The organism is Vibrio sp. JZG120, from assembly GCF_053890955.1.
This window is the reverse complement of the sequence record NZ_JBSRRK010000001.1, coordinates 114,708-132,507: the sequence shown is the minus strand read 5'-3', so window position 1 is coordinate 132,507 and position 17,800 is coordinate 114,708. Positions and strand designations below refer to the sequence as shown.

Below are 17,800 nucleotides of genomic sequence, written 5' to 3'. Positions count from 1 at the left end.
CCATTACACCGCGTTAAACAAAGCTTGAGTTAGCTTGTCGCTGGTAGAGATGGTTTTCGCGTTTGCTTGGTAGTTACGCTGTGCGGTCATAAGCGCCACAAGCTCACTGGTTAGGTCAACGTTAGAACCTTCTAGCGCACCTGGGGTTAAATCACCCAACGTACCTGAACCAGGGACACCCGTGATTGGCGCACCAGAGCTGAAGCTTTGAGTCCATGCCGTACCACTCACTTTTGCTAAACCTTGTGTGTTGGCGAAGTCTGCAAGTACAACTTGACCTTGCAGCTGTGATTGGCCGTTAGTGTAGGTCGCGTAAACCATGCCATTACCTTCAACGCGTACACCTGCAAGCTCACCGGATGTATAGCCGTTCGGGCTGTTAGTACTTACGCCGAATTTCGCACCGAACTGCGTGCTGCCCTTCAAGTTAATGTCGACACTCATCGCGTTTGCGCCTGCCGCAGGGAATGAAACATTAAACGGAGCCGTCGGTGAAGAAAGCGAACCGTCTTTGTCAAACGTTACTGGCACCGTTGTCACTGGTGTTGCACCACCATCCACTTGAACATTCACTTCCCAAGAGTTAGAAGCGGTCTTAGTGAAGTACTGAGTTACCGTGTGCGAGTTACCCAGCGAGTCATAGACTTTTGTGGTGTAAGACGAATTGAATGAGTTTGGATCGTCCGGATTAAACGGCGTTACCGTTTTATCAATGGCAGACGCACTTGCATCAAAGTTTGCAACAAAATCAAGACCGTCTGTCGCTTTTGCATTCAGTGATGACGTAGATACTTGGATATTGCCCACAGAGCCTGTCATCAGGTTGTTGTTGCTATCCACACTGTAACCTTGCAGTTTTGCGCCACTGTTAGCGGTAACAAAGTTATCTTTATCTGTCGCGAATACACCTGAACGCGTGTATAGCGTTTGACCCATGTTGTCTTTAGTGACAAAGAAGCCACCACCGTTGATCGCCAAGTCCATCGCACGGCCAGTTCCTGAGATACTGCCGTCTTTGTCGAAGTTCTGTGAAATTGACGCGACTTCTACACCACCAGGTTGCATGCCGTTGTATACTGCGGAGAATTCTGTGCGGCCACCTTTAAAACCATACGTTGATGCGTTGGCAATGTTGTGACTGATTGTGTTTAGCTCTGTGTTGGTCGCGTCCAGACCACTTAGTGCGATGTTAAAACTCATAAAAAGACCTCTGATTTCCCTATTTGGTTAAGCACCAAACTGAGTGATTTGATAGAAAGGAACGTTGCCAACGCCATGGACATTGACTAATGCTGCGCCGCCAGTATTTGGAATACGCACTTGCTCAACAGTGCCAGCCATGAGCACATTTGGACTTGCTTGCCCTTCTTGCACTTCTACTGCCACTGAGTATTTGCCTGGTTTAAGACCAAGTTCTTCAGGATTAATTGAAAAGTCGACGTCACCTTTGCCGTGAGCACCTAATGGCACTTTAGTAGATTGACCAAACTCATCTTTCACAACTAACGTCACTTGGTTTGAGCTATGAGCCAGTTCGATTTTTCCGTTCTGAACGCCTTCACCAAGCTCAAATTCTTTGGAATTGACGTAAACAGTTTGTCCTACGAGCCCCGCTGTCGATAGCACTTGCATGTTGTCGAGGAGAATCATGCTCTGTTGCATTGTCTTGGACATATTCTCGGTACTTTGAACTTGAGAGAATTGAGCCAACTGACCAACGTATTCCGTGCCATCAAGTGGGTTAAGTGGATCTTGGTTTTGGATCTGCGCCACCATCAAAGAAATGAATTCGTTCTCTAATGAAGAAGCACTGTTCATATCTTTAGGATTTGGTGCAATGCCATTGTTCTCTTTTGCTTTAGTGCTCACAGGAGCATCAGACGATAAAGGTGTATATTGTGCGAGACTCATTAACTGCCCTGCCCTAATCTAAGCAGACCTTGCTGCATACTTTTCACATTTGATAACACTTCAACATTGGTTTCGAAGCTACGTGTCGCTGACATCATGTCTGCCATTTCAGCCACGACATCGATATCTGGGTAATACACATAACCTTCACCATTGGCCAACGGGTTGTTTGGCTCAAAGCGTTTCTCGGCTTCTCCCGCATTTTTCACAACGTCAACAATGCGAACTTCAGCATTGGGATAAACCCCGTTTTCCGTTGTCAGCTGCGCTTTTTGGTACACAGTCGCGAATACGGGCTTCAGCGCTTTATAAGCGTCATCTGGATTTGCAGACACCGCGTCCGCGTTAGCTAAGTTACTGGCGACCGTGTTAAGACGCACAGTTTGTGCCGTCATCGCGGATCCAGTGATCGAGTAAATATCAGTGAATGACATAATTAACGTCCCTCAATCGCTTTCGTTAAGCCATTAAATTTCATGTTGAGAAACGTCAGGCTAGTTTGAAAGTCCATGTTGTTTTGCGTGAATTTCGCTTGTTCAACACCCAGTTCTACAGTGTTGCCATCTTTGCTGTTCTGGTAAGGCACCGAGTATTGGGCCTGAACCTGAAACTTAGGCACTGGTTTGTTCACACCGCCTGCAGCCACCTGGTTCATTACGGTGGTGAAACTTAGGTCTTTCGCCAAATACCCAGGGGTGTCAACATTTGCTAGGTTACTGGCAAGGACTTTGGTACGCTGAACGCGAAAATTAAGTGCCTCTGGATGTACACCTAAAGCATTTTCAAATGTGATCGCCATGCATCTTCCTTACAGTTGGCTCGAATACGCCAACATACAAACAAGATGCGTGCCATAAAAAATAGTTATATATATCAATGAGTTACAAACAAGGATGGAAGCCAAACTTCCGGCTCACGGAAAGCATTAAAAGCAAGGGGAAAGTGCTTACTTCCTCAACATTAATGCTAACTCTGCTTGCTCTAATACCAGGGCAAACTTTCGCCAACACCTCTGGCAGAACCCTAAGCGTTGAGGAGATAAAATCCGTTGTAGCAGAGCATTTCAAACAAGAAGTGGCCCAAAATGCTCACTCTAACCAGTGGGGAGAATACCAACTGGATTTCGACATGTGGGTACCAGGCTCGGCGAATCACCTACCTGAGTGTGAGTCGCCTCTGGTCATCACTGGTCGCGACAATCAAGCGTTGCCAGTTGGAAACCTTAAGCGCTCAGTAAGTTGCGATGACATCGCTTCACCCTGGCGAATTAACGTCACGATAAAATCTTCTCTGACACTGCCTGTCTTGGTTGCCACAACCACGGTCGGTCGAAATGAAGTTGTGACTGCCAAGCACGTTAAACTGGAAACGCGCACCATCTCGCGACAAGACGATTTTTATACTCGCCCAGGACAAGCAATAGGCTTAGAAACCTCTCGCCGTTTACGTGCAGGGCAAGTGGTCAACCCATCCAATTTATCGGCTCCACCTTTAATCGAAAAAGGCAATGAGGTCATAGTGATTGCGAGCAAAAATGGATTTAGCGCCAGCACGAAAGGAGTCGCCTTAGAAGATGGTGCGAAAGGGCAACAAATTGAAGTAGAAAACCTAAGTTCTGGCAAGGTCATTAGAGCTGTCGTAACCGGGTTAAACCAGGTTCATACTCAATTTTGATTTTGGACTCAGAGTAACATTTTTTAATTTTGGCTCTCGTCAGTAACGCTGAATTTCGAGTACAAAAAAAATATTTAATGTTTATCACATCCTAACCGCCTACTTAATTTAGAACATGATGATGAGGACCACAGCATGAAAATCGACAAAGTCGCGGGCGGTCATGTCCCACAAACAAAATTACAGCAAGCAAGCAAACAGCCTGTCGACGTCGTCGAACAGAGCAAGGTACACGAGCCTACATTTCAAGCGAATACCGTAGCGATAGATCGCGCTCAAGCTGAAATGGCATCACTACCTGATGTTGATATGGAAAAAGTAGAACAAGTACGTAACGCATTAGCGCGTGGCGAACTTAGCCTAGATACCAAAGCACTATCAAAGGCGATCATGCAATTCCATACAGGTCACGAGTAATAACACACTAGGAAGAGATCATGGCAAGCGCAGTATCGCAGCGAATTCAACAATTTATTCGCTCAATACCTGAGGATATCAAGCTCTATCAACAACTTATCCCTTTGCTTCAACAGCAAAAAACGTTGTACTTAAAGTTTGATGGTGAGGCACTGAGTAACAATGTTCAGAAACAAATGCCAATACTCAATAAACTTAGCCGCTCAGCCAGTGATAGAAGCCAGTGTATGCGAGAGCTGGGGTTAGCGTGTAATGACGCCAGCGTAAAACGAATTTTCAATGCTTTGCCTGCCCAAATAGGTATGCAAGCTAGAAAACAATGGGCGCTATTGGAAACGTTGGTAAGTCAGTGCCAACAATACAATCAGAGCAATGGCCACAGCTCTGCGGCGTTCCATGAGTTGGTCAGTCAACTCAAACAACCTGTGCAACACACTTATGAAGATAAATCGTTCTAAACGATGTTCGTCTTGCCTACAGATTCAGTCGCCATCTCGGCTGAGTACTGTAGGCCTTTTTATTTTTATCGCCTTACTATCCTGCCTTTCAATCACCAGTCAGGCGAAACCAAGCCCAGCTGATATTCAAACGCAATATCAAGTTTTAGCCCCATACAAACCACAAATTGCCAAGCGTCTCGATTCATCCAGCCTAGTGATTCATCATATTTTCAAACAACTGCAAAGCCACTCTTTACCAAAGAGTCTAGCCTTAGTGCCAATGTTGGAATCCTCTTACAACCCCAAAGCCGTTTCTCATGCCAACGCCGCCGGACTTTGGCAACTGATACCAGCAACAGCTCAACGATTCGGGTTGACCGTAGATACAAAACAAGACGATCGCTTTGATACAGAAGCAAGCACAGCTGCAGCACTCAAGTATCTGACGTTTTTATACAACAAATTCGATCAAAACATGGCGCTGACATTAGCGGCCTACAATGCAGGTGAAGGGCGTGTCGCACGCGCTATTCAGCGAGCAGGCAGTAACGACTTTCAGAAGCTCACACTACCTAAAGAGACTCGCCAATACGTTAGTCGATTCTTCGCGCTGGAAAAGTTGATAGATATCGGTCAGTTACAATCCTCATCATTTCAACCTTTACTCTTATTTGCTTCAGATGCTCCGATGGTTTCGCAACCGCTGATCGACTTTAGTCCACTACCTCCGTTGGTCAATTTGTGATAAAAATCACGACAAAATCCAATGTCAGAAAAACGTAAAATTACAAGATCGTGTTCGGCCAATTTGAAAACTCGTGATCTCTATGCAAACGTGTGCAAAAAAGTTGAGGTAAGGTATCTTAAAGATAAGAAAGAGTAGTGGTTTATTAAAAGGTACCCAAATTGCGCTTGCCAATTGGGTAGATATGCGTCACATTGCGTTTGCAAAAAACATGAAAACCAATGGTTGGACCTAATAATTATTTACACACTAAATGTAAAACAGCTATTGTTTTCATAGTTCGAAACAAATTTAAAATATCAAGATGACGCTTCGCTTGCGCGTCTGGAATAAGTCCGGGTTCCGGGGGGGAGTCCGGACTTTTTTTATCGATTTAAAAGCTGACCTATTAACAGAACAACGAGTAGGTAAGTCACTATGAGGCAAGCTAAGTTATTTATAGTAATTCTTTAGAAATCAACTGAAGCAAAAACGTTTCGCGCTCGATGCTCATGCCTTTTTTCGGGCTTTCTGCCATGGTCTTTTCATTGTGCGCTATCGCTTCGTGAATGTTCATCCATACTGGACGCATTCCATTTTTAACTTCATAGTCTTCATAAGCCGTTTCGCCTAACTCACGATCGATTTTACATGTATAGCAATACGACACCATGTGCATTACGTCAGCGTCGTCTTTGTACCAAGGACGAAACTCCTCAAAAATTCCGAAAGGCTTAATACCATGGATATTCTGCGCGCCGGTTTCTTCTTCTAGTTCACGAACTAGTCCAGCAATCACATCTTCACCATCATCAATACCACCACCTGGCAAAGTGTAGTCATGGTAACGCTCTGTATAGAGCAACAACACATCTTCACCATCTAGTACGATGGCGCGTGCCGCATTGCGCTGGAAAATAATTTTGTCGTCCAAGTGCTCAATGTCCGGATGAACGGTCGATTTTAAGTGTCTCATCGAAAATACCACTGTCATGTTTTGCGCGCATATTACCGAACTTCACGCTTTAAATCATCGTTGTCGGTCCAAATGCGTTCAAGACATTGGTTTGAACGCAGCGGTTCTAACCTTCGTAACAATCCGCAACAAATAGAAGTGTGACGTGATAACCAGTAAAAGATGAGAATATCTAAATTCTTATACGTCCCTCTTACTTTTAACATCGATAAGACAATAATCTCTGAAAGTTGCCTATAATCAATACAATACTCGCCCACCCCATGCGGAGATAAAGAATGAAAAAGACAAATTTAATGATGGCTATGGCTGCAACGTTGGTACTGGCTGGTTGTTCAACTTACGAAGGTGCCACTCGCTCGACTGAGTATACCTCCGTCGCAAATCCTGCAGCCGTTTACTGTGTTCAGCAAGGTGGTGAGTTGGATACCGTTTCGGAAAATGGCGAACGTGTGACTTACTGCGTGCTGTCTGACGATAATCGTGTCGAGCAATGGGAATACTATCGCGACAATCATAAAGAAAGTGAGAGTGGCGACTACTAAAATTTTTTGTCGACACGCCAGATTCCCTCTATCACTTAGGAGCCTTTAGGCTCCTTTTTTATTTGATTTATCAAAACTTTCTCACTTCATTTTTACATACCTCTGACTTTACCGCATATCGACACTATATCGAACAGTGTTCTATTCTTGACATTCCTCTGACATAACTTTCCACTTGGACAATAAAATCCCAAACACAGATCACACTAATTCACATTTCTTCCACATTTTCTGGAACAGGTGAGCAAGATGAAAACACAAATAGTAAAAGAAGCCGAGTCAGCCCCAAGCAACGTTGTTACTGAAGAGTCAAAGCGCATCATTTATAAATCGAGTTTAAGCGCATTGATGATTGTCGCTATCAGTATTCTCGTTAACCTCAGTCTTCGCCTTGATTATGTCGTGCTGGGTTCAAGCCTTGGTGAGCTTTCCATAACAGAAACACTCCAGCTTGTGATGCTCGCGATTGCATCGTGGTCATTTTTTAGCCTATCTAAACAACAGCCTCAGCTAAAGCATGCGGCCATTTTGATTGCCGGCTTTTTCGCGGTGCTCATTATTCGTGAAACAGACTATTGGACAGACATGATTCGTCATGGTTCTTGGGTTTTCCCTGCGCTCGCTGTCACCGCACTGGCTTGCGCCAAAGCTTACCAAGGTGGTAAAGGTACCATGAACGAAATGGCGACCATCTTAACGGTTCCCCACATGAAACTGTTAATTGGTGCCGTGATGCTATTGTTGGTCTTCTCTCGCTTGTATGGCATGGGCAGTTTTTGGCAACAAGTGATGGACGAGAACTACATCCGTGATGTTAAAAATATTTCGGAAGAAGGCATGGAACTCCTTTGCTACTGTTTGATCGCATTGAGCGCAGTCCGCACAAAACGCGAACTTAATGAATAGATTCAGGATCCAAGCGGCGGTTCAATGCAGTTAATATCGGATGAACGATCCTTAACGCTTGTTCCGCAACTCCTACAGATTCATCCAAGGCCGTCATTTCGATGGCCTTTTTCATATCTTCAATCTGTTGCAAACTATCTTTATCGAGTGGTAAAGCGAGCAATTGCTGAATGGCATGTCTCGCGATCATAAGCGGCTTCTTTCGGACAACCGATAAGTCTCGTAAAAATGCTCCCAGCTTGACCCCTTCTAAATAAACTCGGTAAGTCGTGAGTTCATCCAGTAATAAAAATACCGCCGCCACAGGCCCTTTATGTGGGTATGGTACGCTGATATGTTTGTTGATATCCAAGGGTAAGTTGAGAGTAACGCCCATGGAGGCGCACTCAGATTTTAGTACTCGTAATAATCCCTGCTCATCCATCAAGGTTTGGATTTCTATGATTCGCTCAAGGTGGTAGTCATTCGACAACAAGGTGACCTCAACCGGACGCGCTGACCATAACTGGAACAAACCACTATCACACAAAACGCGAGAAGCGTAACGCATGTTCTGAAACGTATTCAAAGAACGATTTTCTAAAAGTACTTGATGTTCAGGGAACGGATGCACAGCGGCCGCATTTAGAGATTTAAAATAACTGTACATTGCATCTGCTTCAGAAATGCATTGTCCTTGCGTTAATCCACCACAAAAAATAATCGCCGTTCGCTCTGTCGGCAATGACGCAATCGTATTAGATAAGGCTTCGACTCTTGTTACCCCTTCAACGGTCAATCTGCTATTGACGAGGCGTTTACCTAAAACAATGACCACATTGTCTAACTTCATTTCAAAATCTCGCGCTTAGTTGGCAGTGTTACAAAAATCTTCTTTCACTCCCGGCCTACAGGCTTTAACATCTAGTTAACAACACTGTTCTAGAGAACTTTATAAAGGTTCACTGCTAAAGGAAGTCAATTATGCTGTCGATTTTCGATATATTTAAGATTGGTGTCGGGCCTTCTAGCTCCCACACTAATGGTCCTATGCTTGCCGGATTCCATTTCACTCAACTAGTTAGCGACTCTATGGCGAAAGTGCATCGGGTGCAAGTGGACCTTTATGGCTCATTATCGCTCACTGGTAGAGGGCACCACACAGACCGAGCCACTGTCCTTGGTTTGATGGGAAATAAACCCGATACCATCAAAATGAGTAGCGCTAAAAGTGCGCTACAAAATACTATAGACAACAACACGCTGCTGCTCGCTGGTACGCACCAGATTGAGTTTAGCTACGACCATGACATCGTCTTTCATAGTGACAACCTTCCCCTGCATGAAAACGGAATGACGATTACCGCACTAGACGCTGCGGGAGACCAAGTGGCGTTTGAAATTTATTATTCCATCGGAGGTGGGTTCATCGCCACCGCTGACGAACTAGAAAACGGCACGCAACAAGATGAAGTCGCGGTACCATTTCCTTTCACATCAGCGGATGAGATGCTGGAAAAAGCCGAGACTAACGGTTTTAGTTTGGGAGGCATGATTCTACAAAACGAACTGGCATTCCGCTCAGATGAAGAAATTAGCCAAAGAGCAGAACAAATTTGGAAAGTGATGTCGCTCTGCATGCAACGTGGTTTCGATACGGAAGGGATTTTAGAAGGTGGTCTCAATGTCACTCGTCGTGCACCAAACCTTTTGAAAAAGCTCGAAGCCAACGCTGCAGTTGAGAATGATCCAATGGAGATCATGGATTGGATTAACCTCTTTGCCTTTGCGGTTAGCGAAGAAAATGCAGCTGGCGGACAAGTCGTTACTTCTCCAACTAATGGCGCTGCTGGGGTGATTCCGGCGGTATTGATGTACTACCATCGCTTCATCAAAGAGCTTGATATTAAACAGCTGAAAGACTTTCTCGCAGTCGCTGGCGCTATCGGCATCTTATACAAAACTAACGCGTCAATTTCCGGCGCCGAAGTGGGTTGTCAGGGAGAGGTCGGGGTATCTTCATCCATGGCAGCCGCTGGTTTAACGGCACTCAGAGGCGGCAGTAACGAGCAGATTTGTATAGCCGCGGAAATTGCGATGGAGCATTCATTAGGAATGACTTGTGACCCGATCGGCGGCTTGGTTCAAGTGCCTTGCATTGAAAGAAATGCCATGGGCGCAATGAAAGCCATTAATGCCTCACGTATGGCATTAAAGCGCACGAGCAAATGCCTTATTTCATTAGATAAAGTTATCGAAACCATGTATCAAACTGGTAAAGATATGAACAAAAAATACCGTGAAACTTCCTTAGGTGGCTTGGCCGTCATTCATATGGCACCGCCATGCGAATAGTCAAATAAGCCCGCTATATCATTGCTGGCGATGCACTTCGTCAGCAATTTCCTTTCTCGCAAGACCTCTTTTTATTTACCAGTAATCCTATAAACCCCCTTTAGCCTCAATCAGTAACAAATACAACAAAATTAAACAAAAACAGAATTAAGCACTGCTTTAATCAAATTGATCTAGAACAACACATTAGCATTTAGCTACCTAAGCATTAGAAAATATAGTGCAGCATTTCCACGTTATGCGACAATTATTTCAATACTCAATCTTTCGTTTCATTACTATTTAATAGAAATAACAATACCTACCTTTCTCCGCTAATGTGAGTACAAAATTATGTGGAATAAACTCAATAAATCCATGATGTTCTGCCAAATGATGTTTGGCTTATCATTTTACGGTGTATTAGTAAGTCTAACTCGATTTTTTCTAGAGGATCTAAATTACAACGAAGCCGATACGATGATGATCGTTGGTGCTTTTTCGGCGATCGGGCCACTTTTCGCGATTGCGGGCGGCTTTATTGCAGATAAGTTTTTAGGAGCTTATCGCTCACTTTCTATCGCATATTTCGCTTTTGCATCCGGTTACGTATTACTCGTGTTGGGGGCTTCTGCTTCTAACGTTCCACTTTCAATGTGTGGTATTGCGCTCGCCAGTTACGGCCGCGGCCTGATGTCACCCTCTTACCCTAGCCTCTATAAACGAACGTTCAAATCACAAGAAGATTTTGAAAAAGGATACCCAATCAATTATTCAGTGAATAATGTTGGCGCCTTTTTAGGTCAATATTTGTTCCCAATGATTGTCCTTGTGATCGGCTTTAATGGCGGTTTTACCATCTCTGCTGTTATGGCAGCAGCGGCATTGATCATGCTATTGGTATTCCGCAAAGATCTTGTTGGCGTAGCCTCTGAGCTTGATCAAAAAACCGTAAGTTTAAAAAACTGGGTACTTTTTGCATTGATTTCATTGGCAATGATCGCGTTGGTATTTTTCATGTTTTCAAACATGGATATTGGCCAAAATATCGTATACGCCATCGGAGGGGCGGCGATCGCATACTTCATATCTCTGATGCTTAAAGCAAGCAAAGCTGAGTCTTTGAAGATGGGGACCATCTTAATTGTGACCTTGCTGACAACCTGTTTCTTTGTTTACTACGGACAAATGATGACCTCGATGAACATGGTTGCTATCAACACATTAAAAGGCTCTCTATTTGGTTTTATTCCGCTCGAACCAGAAGCAGCAATGGCAATGAACCCGCTTTGGTGTATGGTTGGTGGTCCTATCGTAGCTGGCTTTTTTGGGTTGCTGGAAAAGCGCGATATCTACCTCTCTACCGCGACAAAAATCGCCTTGGCATTTGTACTGACCGCGATAGCGTTTGGTATCTTGACGTTTGCCGTGACTACCGTGGGTGAAGATGTCGTGATCATGCCAGAAATCTTTCTCGCTATTCACTTCTTCCAAGCGATTGCAGAAGTCATCGTGGGTTCGATGGTCGTAGCGTTTATTCTTTCCGTCGCGCCGAAGCACATCGAAAACTTCTCTGTGAGCCTATTTTCTGTGGCAATCGCATTAAGCGGTATTATTGGTGCTGCATTCTCAACCTCTATCGCGTTAGAGAAAGGACAGACCATCACACAAGACATTGTACAAAACGTATATGGTGATTATTTCCAATTACTCACTGTCCTTGCTGTTGTCATGGTCGCTATCGCAATGGCAGCGTCACTCATTATTCGCAAGATGCTTGATGCGGCGAAAGAAAGCGATACTCAAGCGCAACCAGTCGAGATCGAAGCTGGGGTTGAAGTTCAAAGCTGAGTTTGATGATTTACCTATCTCAAAATATAAAAAATGCCGCGATATTCGCGGCATTTTCTTAACAACAACATGTTCGATTAATCACGTCGACCACGAAGTTCGATTTTTTGTGTAGCAGCATCCGTTTGGATAATTACCCCGCCATAGGCCGTTTCATTTCGACCTTTCAGCGTCAGTTGAGAATCTGCGCGCTCGACGTCGACCTGATTTTTCGTAGCCATCGTCATATCAATCGTGCCCGTGTATGACCCATCGCCAGCTAATGCTATGTTTGTTGAGCAAACCATCAAACCAAGTGCGATTAATTTTTTCATACGTCACCTCTGTTTTTGTTCTTACTTTCTTTCGATGAAAAAACTGTAACAACAGAAACATGTTCATACGAGGAAAGTCATCATTTACCAAATGGAAATCCAAACCACTAAATTGATATGACCAAGCCTATTTGCTGTCCACCGTCGCCTTCAATAAACCATAAGATACGACAGCATGCTTAAATTGACCGAACGTTGTCTTTTGTTCAGCAATCCAGAGATATGATTTCTCAGCAGAAGACAAATGAGACGATGTATGAGCATTAATCTGGACATTCAAAACGTATTGGTACTAAAACGGATGTATGAGTTACGTAGCGTCCGATTGGTGGCAGATTCACTCGGAAAGACATCAGGATCAATCAGCAAAAACCTGACAAAAATGAAAGCGCAGCTCGATGACCCTTTGTTCATTCAGACTAAAAATGGCTTTGAACCGACCGCTTTTGTCGAGGCGAACATGCCACATTTTGAACAAATCCTCACCAGTATTGATTCCATCAAACCACAGAGTTTTTCACCCGCTCATTTTGACGGCTCGATCACTATTTATGCGAACACATTGTTTTGGGATTACTTTGGTGACAAGTTTTACTTAGAATTACTAAAACACGCCCCAAAAGCAAAGTTCGCTTGTTTACGTTGGGGGAGCGACGCGAAAAAGCGATTAACTGAGGGTGAAAACGCTATTGCGATTCATTATTTTGATGAGGATCTTCCGCAGTCAATTATTCAAAACGAACTAGGTCGAGGAAAAGCAGTATTTTTTGTTCGAGATAAGCATCCCGCTCAACATTTCCAAGAGCTAGAAAACTACCCCTTTTTACTTTTCAAAACGCCGGGATGGAACGACTACCGATACCCGTTGTTGGAAAGGCTCAATCATATGGGGTTCAGAACCACACCTAAGGTAGAAATTGAACATCCTGCGATGATTCAAAAAGTGCTCCTACAAACGGATCATTTTGGTATAACCATGAGTGGACATGTGCCTAAGGGCTGCCGAAGTATCGCGCTTCCTGGCGGGTTAGAGCTTGATGTTCGCTACGTGATGAGCTGTCGTCGCTCACAACAGCAAGCCCCGATAAACCAGTGGTTATTCAATGTCATTAAAGATATCACCCAGCCCTAACCTAAAAGTCCTAGGGTGATGACTTGTCTATGTTTTCTTAGGTACTCGATATCGTTGAGGTAAGCGGTATGATGGCAATCTTCTAGGTTCGCTTGAAACCTATCATCACCTTGAGCTGCGACCCCTCTCATAAAATCAACTAACGCGGAGAGTCGATGTGTCATCACCTCCACCAGCTCTTCCCGTTCCAATCTCGAACACCCATAAGCGTCACAGAAGAGTTTTGCACGCTGAATTTGTTGCTCCAAACAGCCCATTTTATCGTGCTCATCGGTTTTAAATGGTGCCCAACCATAGACCGAAAAAGCGACATCCCAAACTCTTGGTGCCGGATGCGCCGTATCAAAATCAAACACACCAACGACAAACTCTCCATGGAGTGCCACGTTATATGGCATGAAATCACCATGACAAATCACCTCTTGTGGTGTTCGTGGTGGCAGCATCCAGTGCAGCGTTTCATTTTGATATTGCTTAAGGAAACCCTCAGATGCATCGTGCATATCGCGTAACATTTTTGCCGCAGATTGGAGCGCGGAAACAGAAGCAATGTTGCCAATCAATGGATAGTTGTCAGTCTCTCCTTCGACATAGCTAACCCACTCTTTTCCTTTCTCAATACCAACCGCTTTAGGGCATGCCGTAAAGCCTCGTGAATGAAGATAGGTAAGTAGCAGATGGACAGTCATCGTCCAATAACTGGCAGGACGAGATATCAAATTCCCTTTTCGATAGATGGCATTTTCTCTACCGCCTTGCATTGTTTCCATAACAGTATCCTGTGTGGATTAAGCGCGCATCAGATAACGTAAAGCTAGATCATCATACACTCAAAGCTTTTAGAGAAGGTTGACTGACCCTATAAGAAACCGCGCATTTTGTTAGGTAAATCGCAAGAATAAGTACCGCTGTAAAAATAGACCGTAAAACATCAAAGGCCTTGTATTAACCATTGGGCAAAGGTGTTTACGTGTGACTTTTCTGATGCTCTAACCATCATATAGTGTGCGCCGGAGCTGGGCATACGCCAATCTCCGATTTGTACTAATATCCCTTGTTGCAACTCATCCTCAACAAGAAAGTCTCTCACCAGCAAGACACCAAGTTGATTAGTTGCAGCTTGAATAGCAAGCAATGAATGTTCAAATTCGGCTATCACTTTGCTCACCTTGCCTTGATAACCTTGGTACGCAAACCATACCTGCCAAGATTCATGATAACCGCCGGTGCAGATTTTAGGTGTTTGAGACAACTTCGTGAGGTCATCAATCGGATTTAACTGAATAAAGCCGGGGCTTGCTACAACGATCCAGTTTTCTTGGGTAAGCTGAATAGCTTGTTGCTCTTGCCAATCGCCATCTCCGTTAATAATTTCTATATCTGAGATCGCACTGGCGTTTGGAACCGTATTCGCGGTTGTCGAGATCTTAAAGGAAACATCTGGAAATTGACGCTGAAAATCGGCCAGCCTTGGTATTAGCCATTGCGAGCAAAAACTGTGGGCGACATGTAAGGTAATTTGCTTGTTCTGTGGGCGAGTAAATAAATGATGGGTCGAGGTTGATAAGGTTTGAAGCACATGGTTAACCACAGGCCAGTATTCTTTTGCTGAGCTGGTCAGCGTAAGGTGCGTACCCTTGCGCTCGAATAATGTTGCATTTAACTGCAGCTCTAGCGATTTCACCTGCTGACTGACGGCCGCACGGGTCACATTGAGCTCCTCTGCGGCTTTAGTGAAGCTCTGTAATCGCGCCGTGGCTTCAAACGCTCGGAGCAAATTAAGCGGCGGTAAACTTTGCATAACACTCTCCCAAATACTTGGCAGCCATGGTATGAACTGGTGATGACAAATTGATGAAAGTGCTGAGTTTGTTAAGTGGGATCAAAAAAGCCAGCGTGATACACGCTGGCTTTTGGAACTGTCTCTTAAGCAGGAATTATTCTGCTTTCTCAGTGGTTTGGTATTCAAACGCAGGAACAACTACTTCAACACGACGGTTCATTTGACGACCTTGACGTGTTTCGTTGCTTGCTACTGGGTTAGCTTCACCCATGCCTTTCACTGTCATACGCTCAGCCGCAATACCTTTTGCTTGGAACTCGTCAGCAACGGCTTTCGCGCGTTTTTCTGTAAGTTGCTGGTTGTACGCAGCAGAACCCGTCGTATCACTGTAACCCGTGATCTCAACTTGAGCTTGTGGGTAAGTGTTCATCAGATCAACGGTACCAGAAAGAGTCGATGCATCTTTCACTTCTGCACTTTCTAGGTCGAATTGTACTGTCGCTGTTGTTTGAGCAGGGTAAACATGCTCAACAATACGTGTTGCAGGGCGTGTTTCTACTACTTCCTCAACCACTTCTTCTTGAACTACTGGCTCAGAACCAAACTTGTAGTTGAAACCGATACCGAAGAAATCTGAATCCATGTCTTCAATCACGTCATCAGACATATCTTGGTAACGTTGGTATTCAGCACGTAGGCTCCAGTTGTAGTTGATTTTGTACTCAGCACCTAGAGAGCCTGTTGGTACGAAATCTTTTTCGTCACCCGCCATCATGTATGCAGCACCAACTTTCGCGAATAGATTCCAAGAATCTGTTAGCGGTAGGTTGAATTTAGGAGCAAGAGTCAACGCCCAAAGATCACCGTCAACGGTGTTTAGGCCCGGCTTTTTGAAGTTTGCAGTGAAGTCACCAAGGTAATCAACACCGTACTCTGCTGCAACGTACTCGTTGAAGCTGTAGCCCAGGTGCATAGATGCTGCAAAACTGTCGTCGTCACAAGGTTCGTTTAGGTAACACGCATCATTTAGAGAGTTGTAACCTACTTTACCGCCCATGTAAGTGTCAGCAAGTGCAACGTTTGAGATCACACCACCAGCAAGTACAGTAGCCACTGCTATAGCGATTTTTTTCATTATTCTTTTCCTTTTTCTTGTACACAAAGCAACACATCGAGGCAGCATACTGCCGTAAAATATGAAGCCGTAACTTTCTCTTTTCTTCGAACAGAAATAGCTAAATAGCGTAGGAAAGAATCAAAAAATGATATTCAAACGCCAATGACGTAAAACGGAGAAAGATAACCTCAAGACCATCTATTCATGAGCTTCATCCGCATACCCAACCGAGAAATAAAGTCTCGTTGCGTTGGTTTAGCCATAGTCAATTCGTTGCGGAGAATATCACAAAATAGCCAGTTTTCTGTGACGCAAATCACCATAAAAAACCATTTTCTCAAATTTAAGAATCGACATTTAAGCCTGTGAATGGCAACAAATTTTTACAGGAGAGAATGGATATCAAAGGCATAAAAAAACAGCTCATTTAAAATGAGCTGTTTTCGAAATAATGAACAGACGTGAACTTATCGAACTAGATTTTATCCGCCACGGTAAGCGTTGCAGCTAAGACATCTTGCCCAAATAATACACTGCGTTCTGGTGACCAACCATAAAGCGGATCTGGGTGATTGTTGTTATCTTTAAATGGCATCTCGATCGTGTACGACAGGCATTTGAACTGCTCCGCGACCCAGTTTGAGCCCACCGTCAAATTCGCTTTACCAGGCTCATCTTTATCGTAACCAATCTCATCTTGGAATTCAGGGGTAATAGTCAGTAGCGCTTGCTTAAATGATGCCTCTAAAGCGGCAAGATTTTCATCGTAAGAAGGAATACCTTCTGAGCCAGCGACGAAGTTATACGGTATCGCTTCATCACCATGGATATCTAAAAACATGTCAACACCCGTTTCCAGCATACGTTGACGCACAAGGTAGACTTCTGGACTTTTCTCCATAGACGGAGTTTGCCACTCACGGTTCAAGTTCACGCCTACCGCGTTCGTACGTAAGTGACCACGAATACCACCGTCTGGGTTCATGTTTGGTACCACGTAAAGCACTGCTTTTTCCAGTAATGCACGCGCAACCGTGTCATTTTCGTCCAGTAGACGTTGGATCATACCTTCCATGAACCATTCAGCCATGGTTTCACCCGGATGTTGGCGTGCAATCATCCAGATTTTCTTTTTGCCTTCTTCTGGCTCACCAAACGTTAGCAAGCTCATGTCATTGCCGTCTAATGTGTGGCCTAGTGTTTCTAGTTGGCAGTGGTGCGCGCTTTGTGCCATGTGTAACAAATCTAAGTGACGATCGTATGTGTAAGGCGCAAAGTACGCGAAGTAAATTGAGCTACGCTCAGGGATAACAGTGAAAGTCAGTGTGTCGCCATCGAACTCTGCTGGTATACGGAACCATTCTTCACGGTCGTAAGACGCTACGACATCATAACCTTGCCACCCTTCTGGATAAGCCGACTTAGCCAAATCAAGCAGTTTGATCGTGTGCGACTGCTCTGCTTCGGTTTCTAGACGGAAATGGAACCACTGGTAGAATTCCGACATATTGTCATTAGGGATTTTAAGTTGGATGTCATTTTTGTCGTCCGCTTTCACTACGTGAATGCTGCCGCTATCGAAGTTGCTGAATACTTTCATTATATTACTCACCTTTTAAATCTGAGCTTGAAAGACAGAGGCTAACACAAGGCTACATCGCCCCCCAATGACTTTCACTGCAAACTGTCTCGTTTGT

General features: G+C 44.4%; 20 protein-coding genes. 9 read left to right on the top strand and 11 right to left on the bottom strand.

Annotated features, from left to right (window positions below; translation table 11 throughout):
- Nucleotides 1-3 precede the first annotated feature (3 nt).
- Genes flgE through flgB form a run of 4 tightly spaced genes read right to left on the bottom strand, consistent with a single transcriptional unit; the run spans nt 4 to nt 2,710 of the window.
- Nucleotides 4-1,200 carry a flagellar hook protein FlgE gene (gene flgE / locus ACWPOD_RS00620; RefSeq protein ID WP_005395301.1) on the bottom strand — a complete coding sequence of 399 codons (1,197 nt, stop codon included), beginning with the start codon at nt 1,198-1,200 and terminating at the stop codon, nt 4-6.
- A 27-nt stretch (nt 1,201-1,227) separates the two neighbouring features.
- On the bottom strand, nt 1,228-1,911 hold the full coding sequence (gene flgD / locus ACWPOD_RS00615) for a flagellar hook assembly protein FlgD (RefSeq protein WP_005395303.1): 684 nt from the start codon (nt 1,909-1,911) through the stop codon (nt 1,228-1,230).
- Nucleotides 1,911-2,345 (bottom strand): flagellar basal body rod protein FlgC, encoded by a 435-nt coding sequence (gene flgC, locus ACWPOD_RS00610; protein WP_005395305.1) that lies wholly within the window; start codon nt 2,343-2,345, stop codon nt 1,911-1,913. The genes flgD and flgC overlap by 1 nt, the downstream gene beginning before the upstream one ends.
- A gap of 2 nt (nt 2,346-2,347) precedes the next feature.
- Complete coding sequence (gene flgB / locus ACWPOD_RS00605) at nt 2,348-2,710, bottom strand: flagellar basal body rod protein FlgB (protein WP_005395306.1); 363 nt, start codon at nt 2,708-2,710, stop codon at nt 2,348-2,350.
- A 77-nt stretch (nt 2,711-2,787) separates the two neighbouring features.
- On the opposite strand from flgB, the gene flgA reads away from it, so the two are divergent.
- The 4 genes from flgA to ACWPOD_RS00585 all read left to right on the top strand — a co-directional run bounded on the left by flgA (nt 2,788) and on the right by ACWPOD_RS00585 (nt 5,187).
- Nucleotides 2,788-3,585: a flagellar basal body P-ring formation chaperone FlgA gene (flgA, locus tag ACWPOD_RS00600; protein WP_182036977.1), complete on the top strand. Its 798-nt coding sequence runs from the start codon at nt 2,788-2,790 to the stop codon at nt 3,583-3,585.
- Nucleotides 3,586-3,720: 135 nt separating this feature from the next.
- Nucleotides 3,721-4,002, top strand: coding sequence for a flagellar biosynthesis anti-sigma factor FlgM (flgM, locus tag ACWPOD_RS00595; RefSeq protein WP_167427239.1), 282 nt, complete (start codon nt 3,721-3,723; stop codon nt 4,000-4,002).
- A 20-nt stretch (nt 4,003-4,022) separates the two neighbouring features.
- A complete protein-coding gene (gene flgN, locus ACWPOD_RS00590; protein ID WP_006741304.1) occupies nt 4,023-4,460 on the top strand; it encodes a flagellar export chaperone FlgN in 438 nt (145 codons plus the stop codon).
- Entirely contained in the window at nt 4,441-5,187 is a 747-nt protein-coding gene (locus ACWPOD_RS00585; protein ID WP_104970254.1) for a lytic transglycosylase domain-containing protein, read from the top strand. The genes flgN and ACWPOD_RS00585 overlap by 20 nt, the downstream gene beginning before the upstream one ends.
- A gap of 436 nt (nt 5,188-5,623) precedes the next feature.
- Here ACWPOD_RS00585 and ACWPOD_RS00580 read toward each other — a convergent pair whose 3' ends face one another.
- Nucleotides 5,624-6,142 (bottom strand): NUDIX hydrolase, encoded by a 519-nt coding sequence (locus tag ACWPOD_RS00580; RefSeq protein ID WP_005395311.1) that lies wholly within the window; start codon nt 6,140-6,142, stop codon nt 5,624-5,626.
- A gap of 278 nt (nt 6,143-6,420) precedes the next feature.
- On the opposite strand from ACWPOD_RS00580, the gene ACWPOD_RS00575 reads away from it, so the two are divergent.
- Nucleotides 6,421-6,687: a putative hemolysin gene (locus tag ACWPOD_RS00575; protein WP_005395313.1), complete on the top strand. Its 267-nt coding sequence runs from the start codon at nt 6,421-6,423 to the stop codon at nt 6,685-6,687.
- Nucleotides 6,688-6,936: 249 nt separating this feature from the next.
- Complete coding sequence (locus tag ACWPOD_RS00570; protein ID WP_048624711.1) at nt 6,937-7,593, top strand: hypothetical protein; 657 nt, start codon at nt 6,937-6,939, stop codon at nt 7,591-7,593.
- On the opposite strand, the gene ACWPOD_RS00565 is transcribed toward ACWPOD_RS00570, so the two are convergent.
- The gene (locus ACWPOD_RS00565) at nt 7,583-8,425 is read right to left on the bottom strand and encodes a YdcF family protein (protein WP_167427236.1); all 843 of its coding nucleotides are present in this window, start codon (nt 8,423-8,425) and stop codon (nt 7,583-7,585) included. The genes ACWPOD_RS00570 and ACWPOD_RS00565 overlap by 11 nt on opposite strands.
- A 131-nt stretch (nt 8,426-8,556) precedes the next feature.
- Here ACWPOD_RS00565 and ACWPOD_RS00560 point away from each other — a divergent pair, with 131 nt between their 5' ends.
- Nucleotides 8,557-9,927, top strand: coding sequence for an L-serine ammonia-lyase (locus ACWPOD_RS00560; protein WP_005395319.1), 1,371 nt, complete (start codon nt 8,557-8,559; stop codon nt 9,925-9,927).
- Between the two features lie 333 nt (nt 9,928-10,260).
- Complete coding sequence (locus ACWPOD_RS00555) at nt 10,261-11,757, top strand: peptide MFS transporter (RefSeq protein WP_005395321.1); 1,497 nt, start codon at nt 10,261-10,263, stop codon at nt 11,755-11,757.
- 77 nt (nt 11,758-11,834) lie between these two features.
- On the opposite strand, the gene ACWPOD_RS00550 is transcribed toward ACWPOD_RS00555, so the two are convergent.
- A complete protein-coding gene (locus ACWPOD_RS00550; RefSeq protein WP_005395322.1) occupies nt 11,835-12,071 on the bottom strand; it encodes a hypothetical protein in 237 nt (78 codons plus the stop codon).
- A gap of 256 nt (nt 12,072-12,327) precedes the next feature.
- On the opposite strand from ACWPOD_RS00550, the gene ACWPOD_RS00545 reads away from it, so the two are divergent.
- Entirely contained in the window at nt 12,328-13,203 is an 876-nt protein-coding gene (locus ACWPOD_RS00545; RefSeq protein ID WP_167427235.1) for a LysR family transcriptional regulator, read from the top strand.
- Here ACWPOD_RS00545 and ACWPOD_RS00540 read toward each other — a convergent pair.
- The 4 genes from ACWPOD_RS00540 to ACWPOD_RS00525 form a co-directional block, all read right to left on the bottom strand.
- Complete coding sequence (locus ACWPOD_RS00540; RefSeq protein ID WP_167427234.1) at nt 13,200-13,973, bottom strand: phosphotransferase enzyme family protein; 774 nt, start codon at nt 13,971-13,973, stop codon at nt 13,200-13,202. The genes ACWPOD_RS00545 and ACWPOD_RS00540 overlap by 4 nt on opposite strands.
- 161 nt (nt 13,974-14,134) lie before the next feature.
- Nucleotides 14,135-15,004 carry a LysR substrate-binding domain-containing protein gene (locus ACWPOD_RS00535; protein ID WP_167427233.1) on the bottom strand — a complete coding sequence of 290 codons (870 nt, stop codon included), beginning with the start codon at nt 15,002-15,004 and terminating at the stop codon, nt 14,135-14,137.
- 136 nt (nt 15,005-15,140) lie between these two features.
- Nucleotides 15,141-16,121, bottom strand: coding sequence for an OmpA family protein (locus ACWPOD_RS00530; RefSeq protein WP_005395330.1), 981 nt, complete (start codon nt 16,119-16,121; stop codon nt 15,141-15,143).
- Nucleotides 16,122-16,578: 457 nt separating this feature from the next.
- Nucleotides 16,579-17,703 (bottom strand): M14 family metallopeptidase, encoded by a 1,125-nt coding sequence (locus tag ACWPOD_RS00525; protein WP_005395332.1) that lies wholly within the window; start codon nt 17,701-17,703, stop codon nt 16,579-16,581.
- Nucleotides 17,704-17,800: the final 97 nt, after the last annotated feature.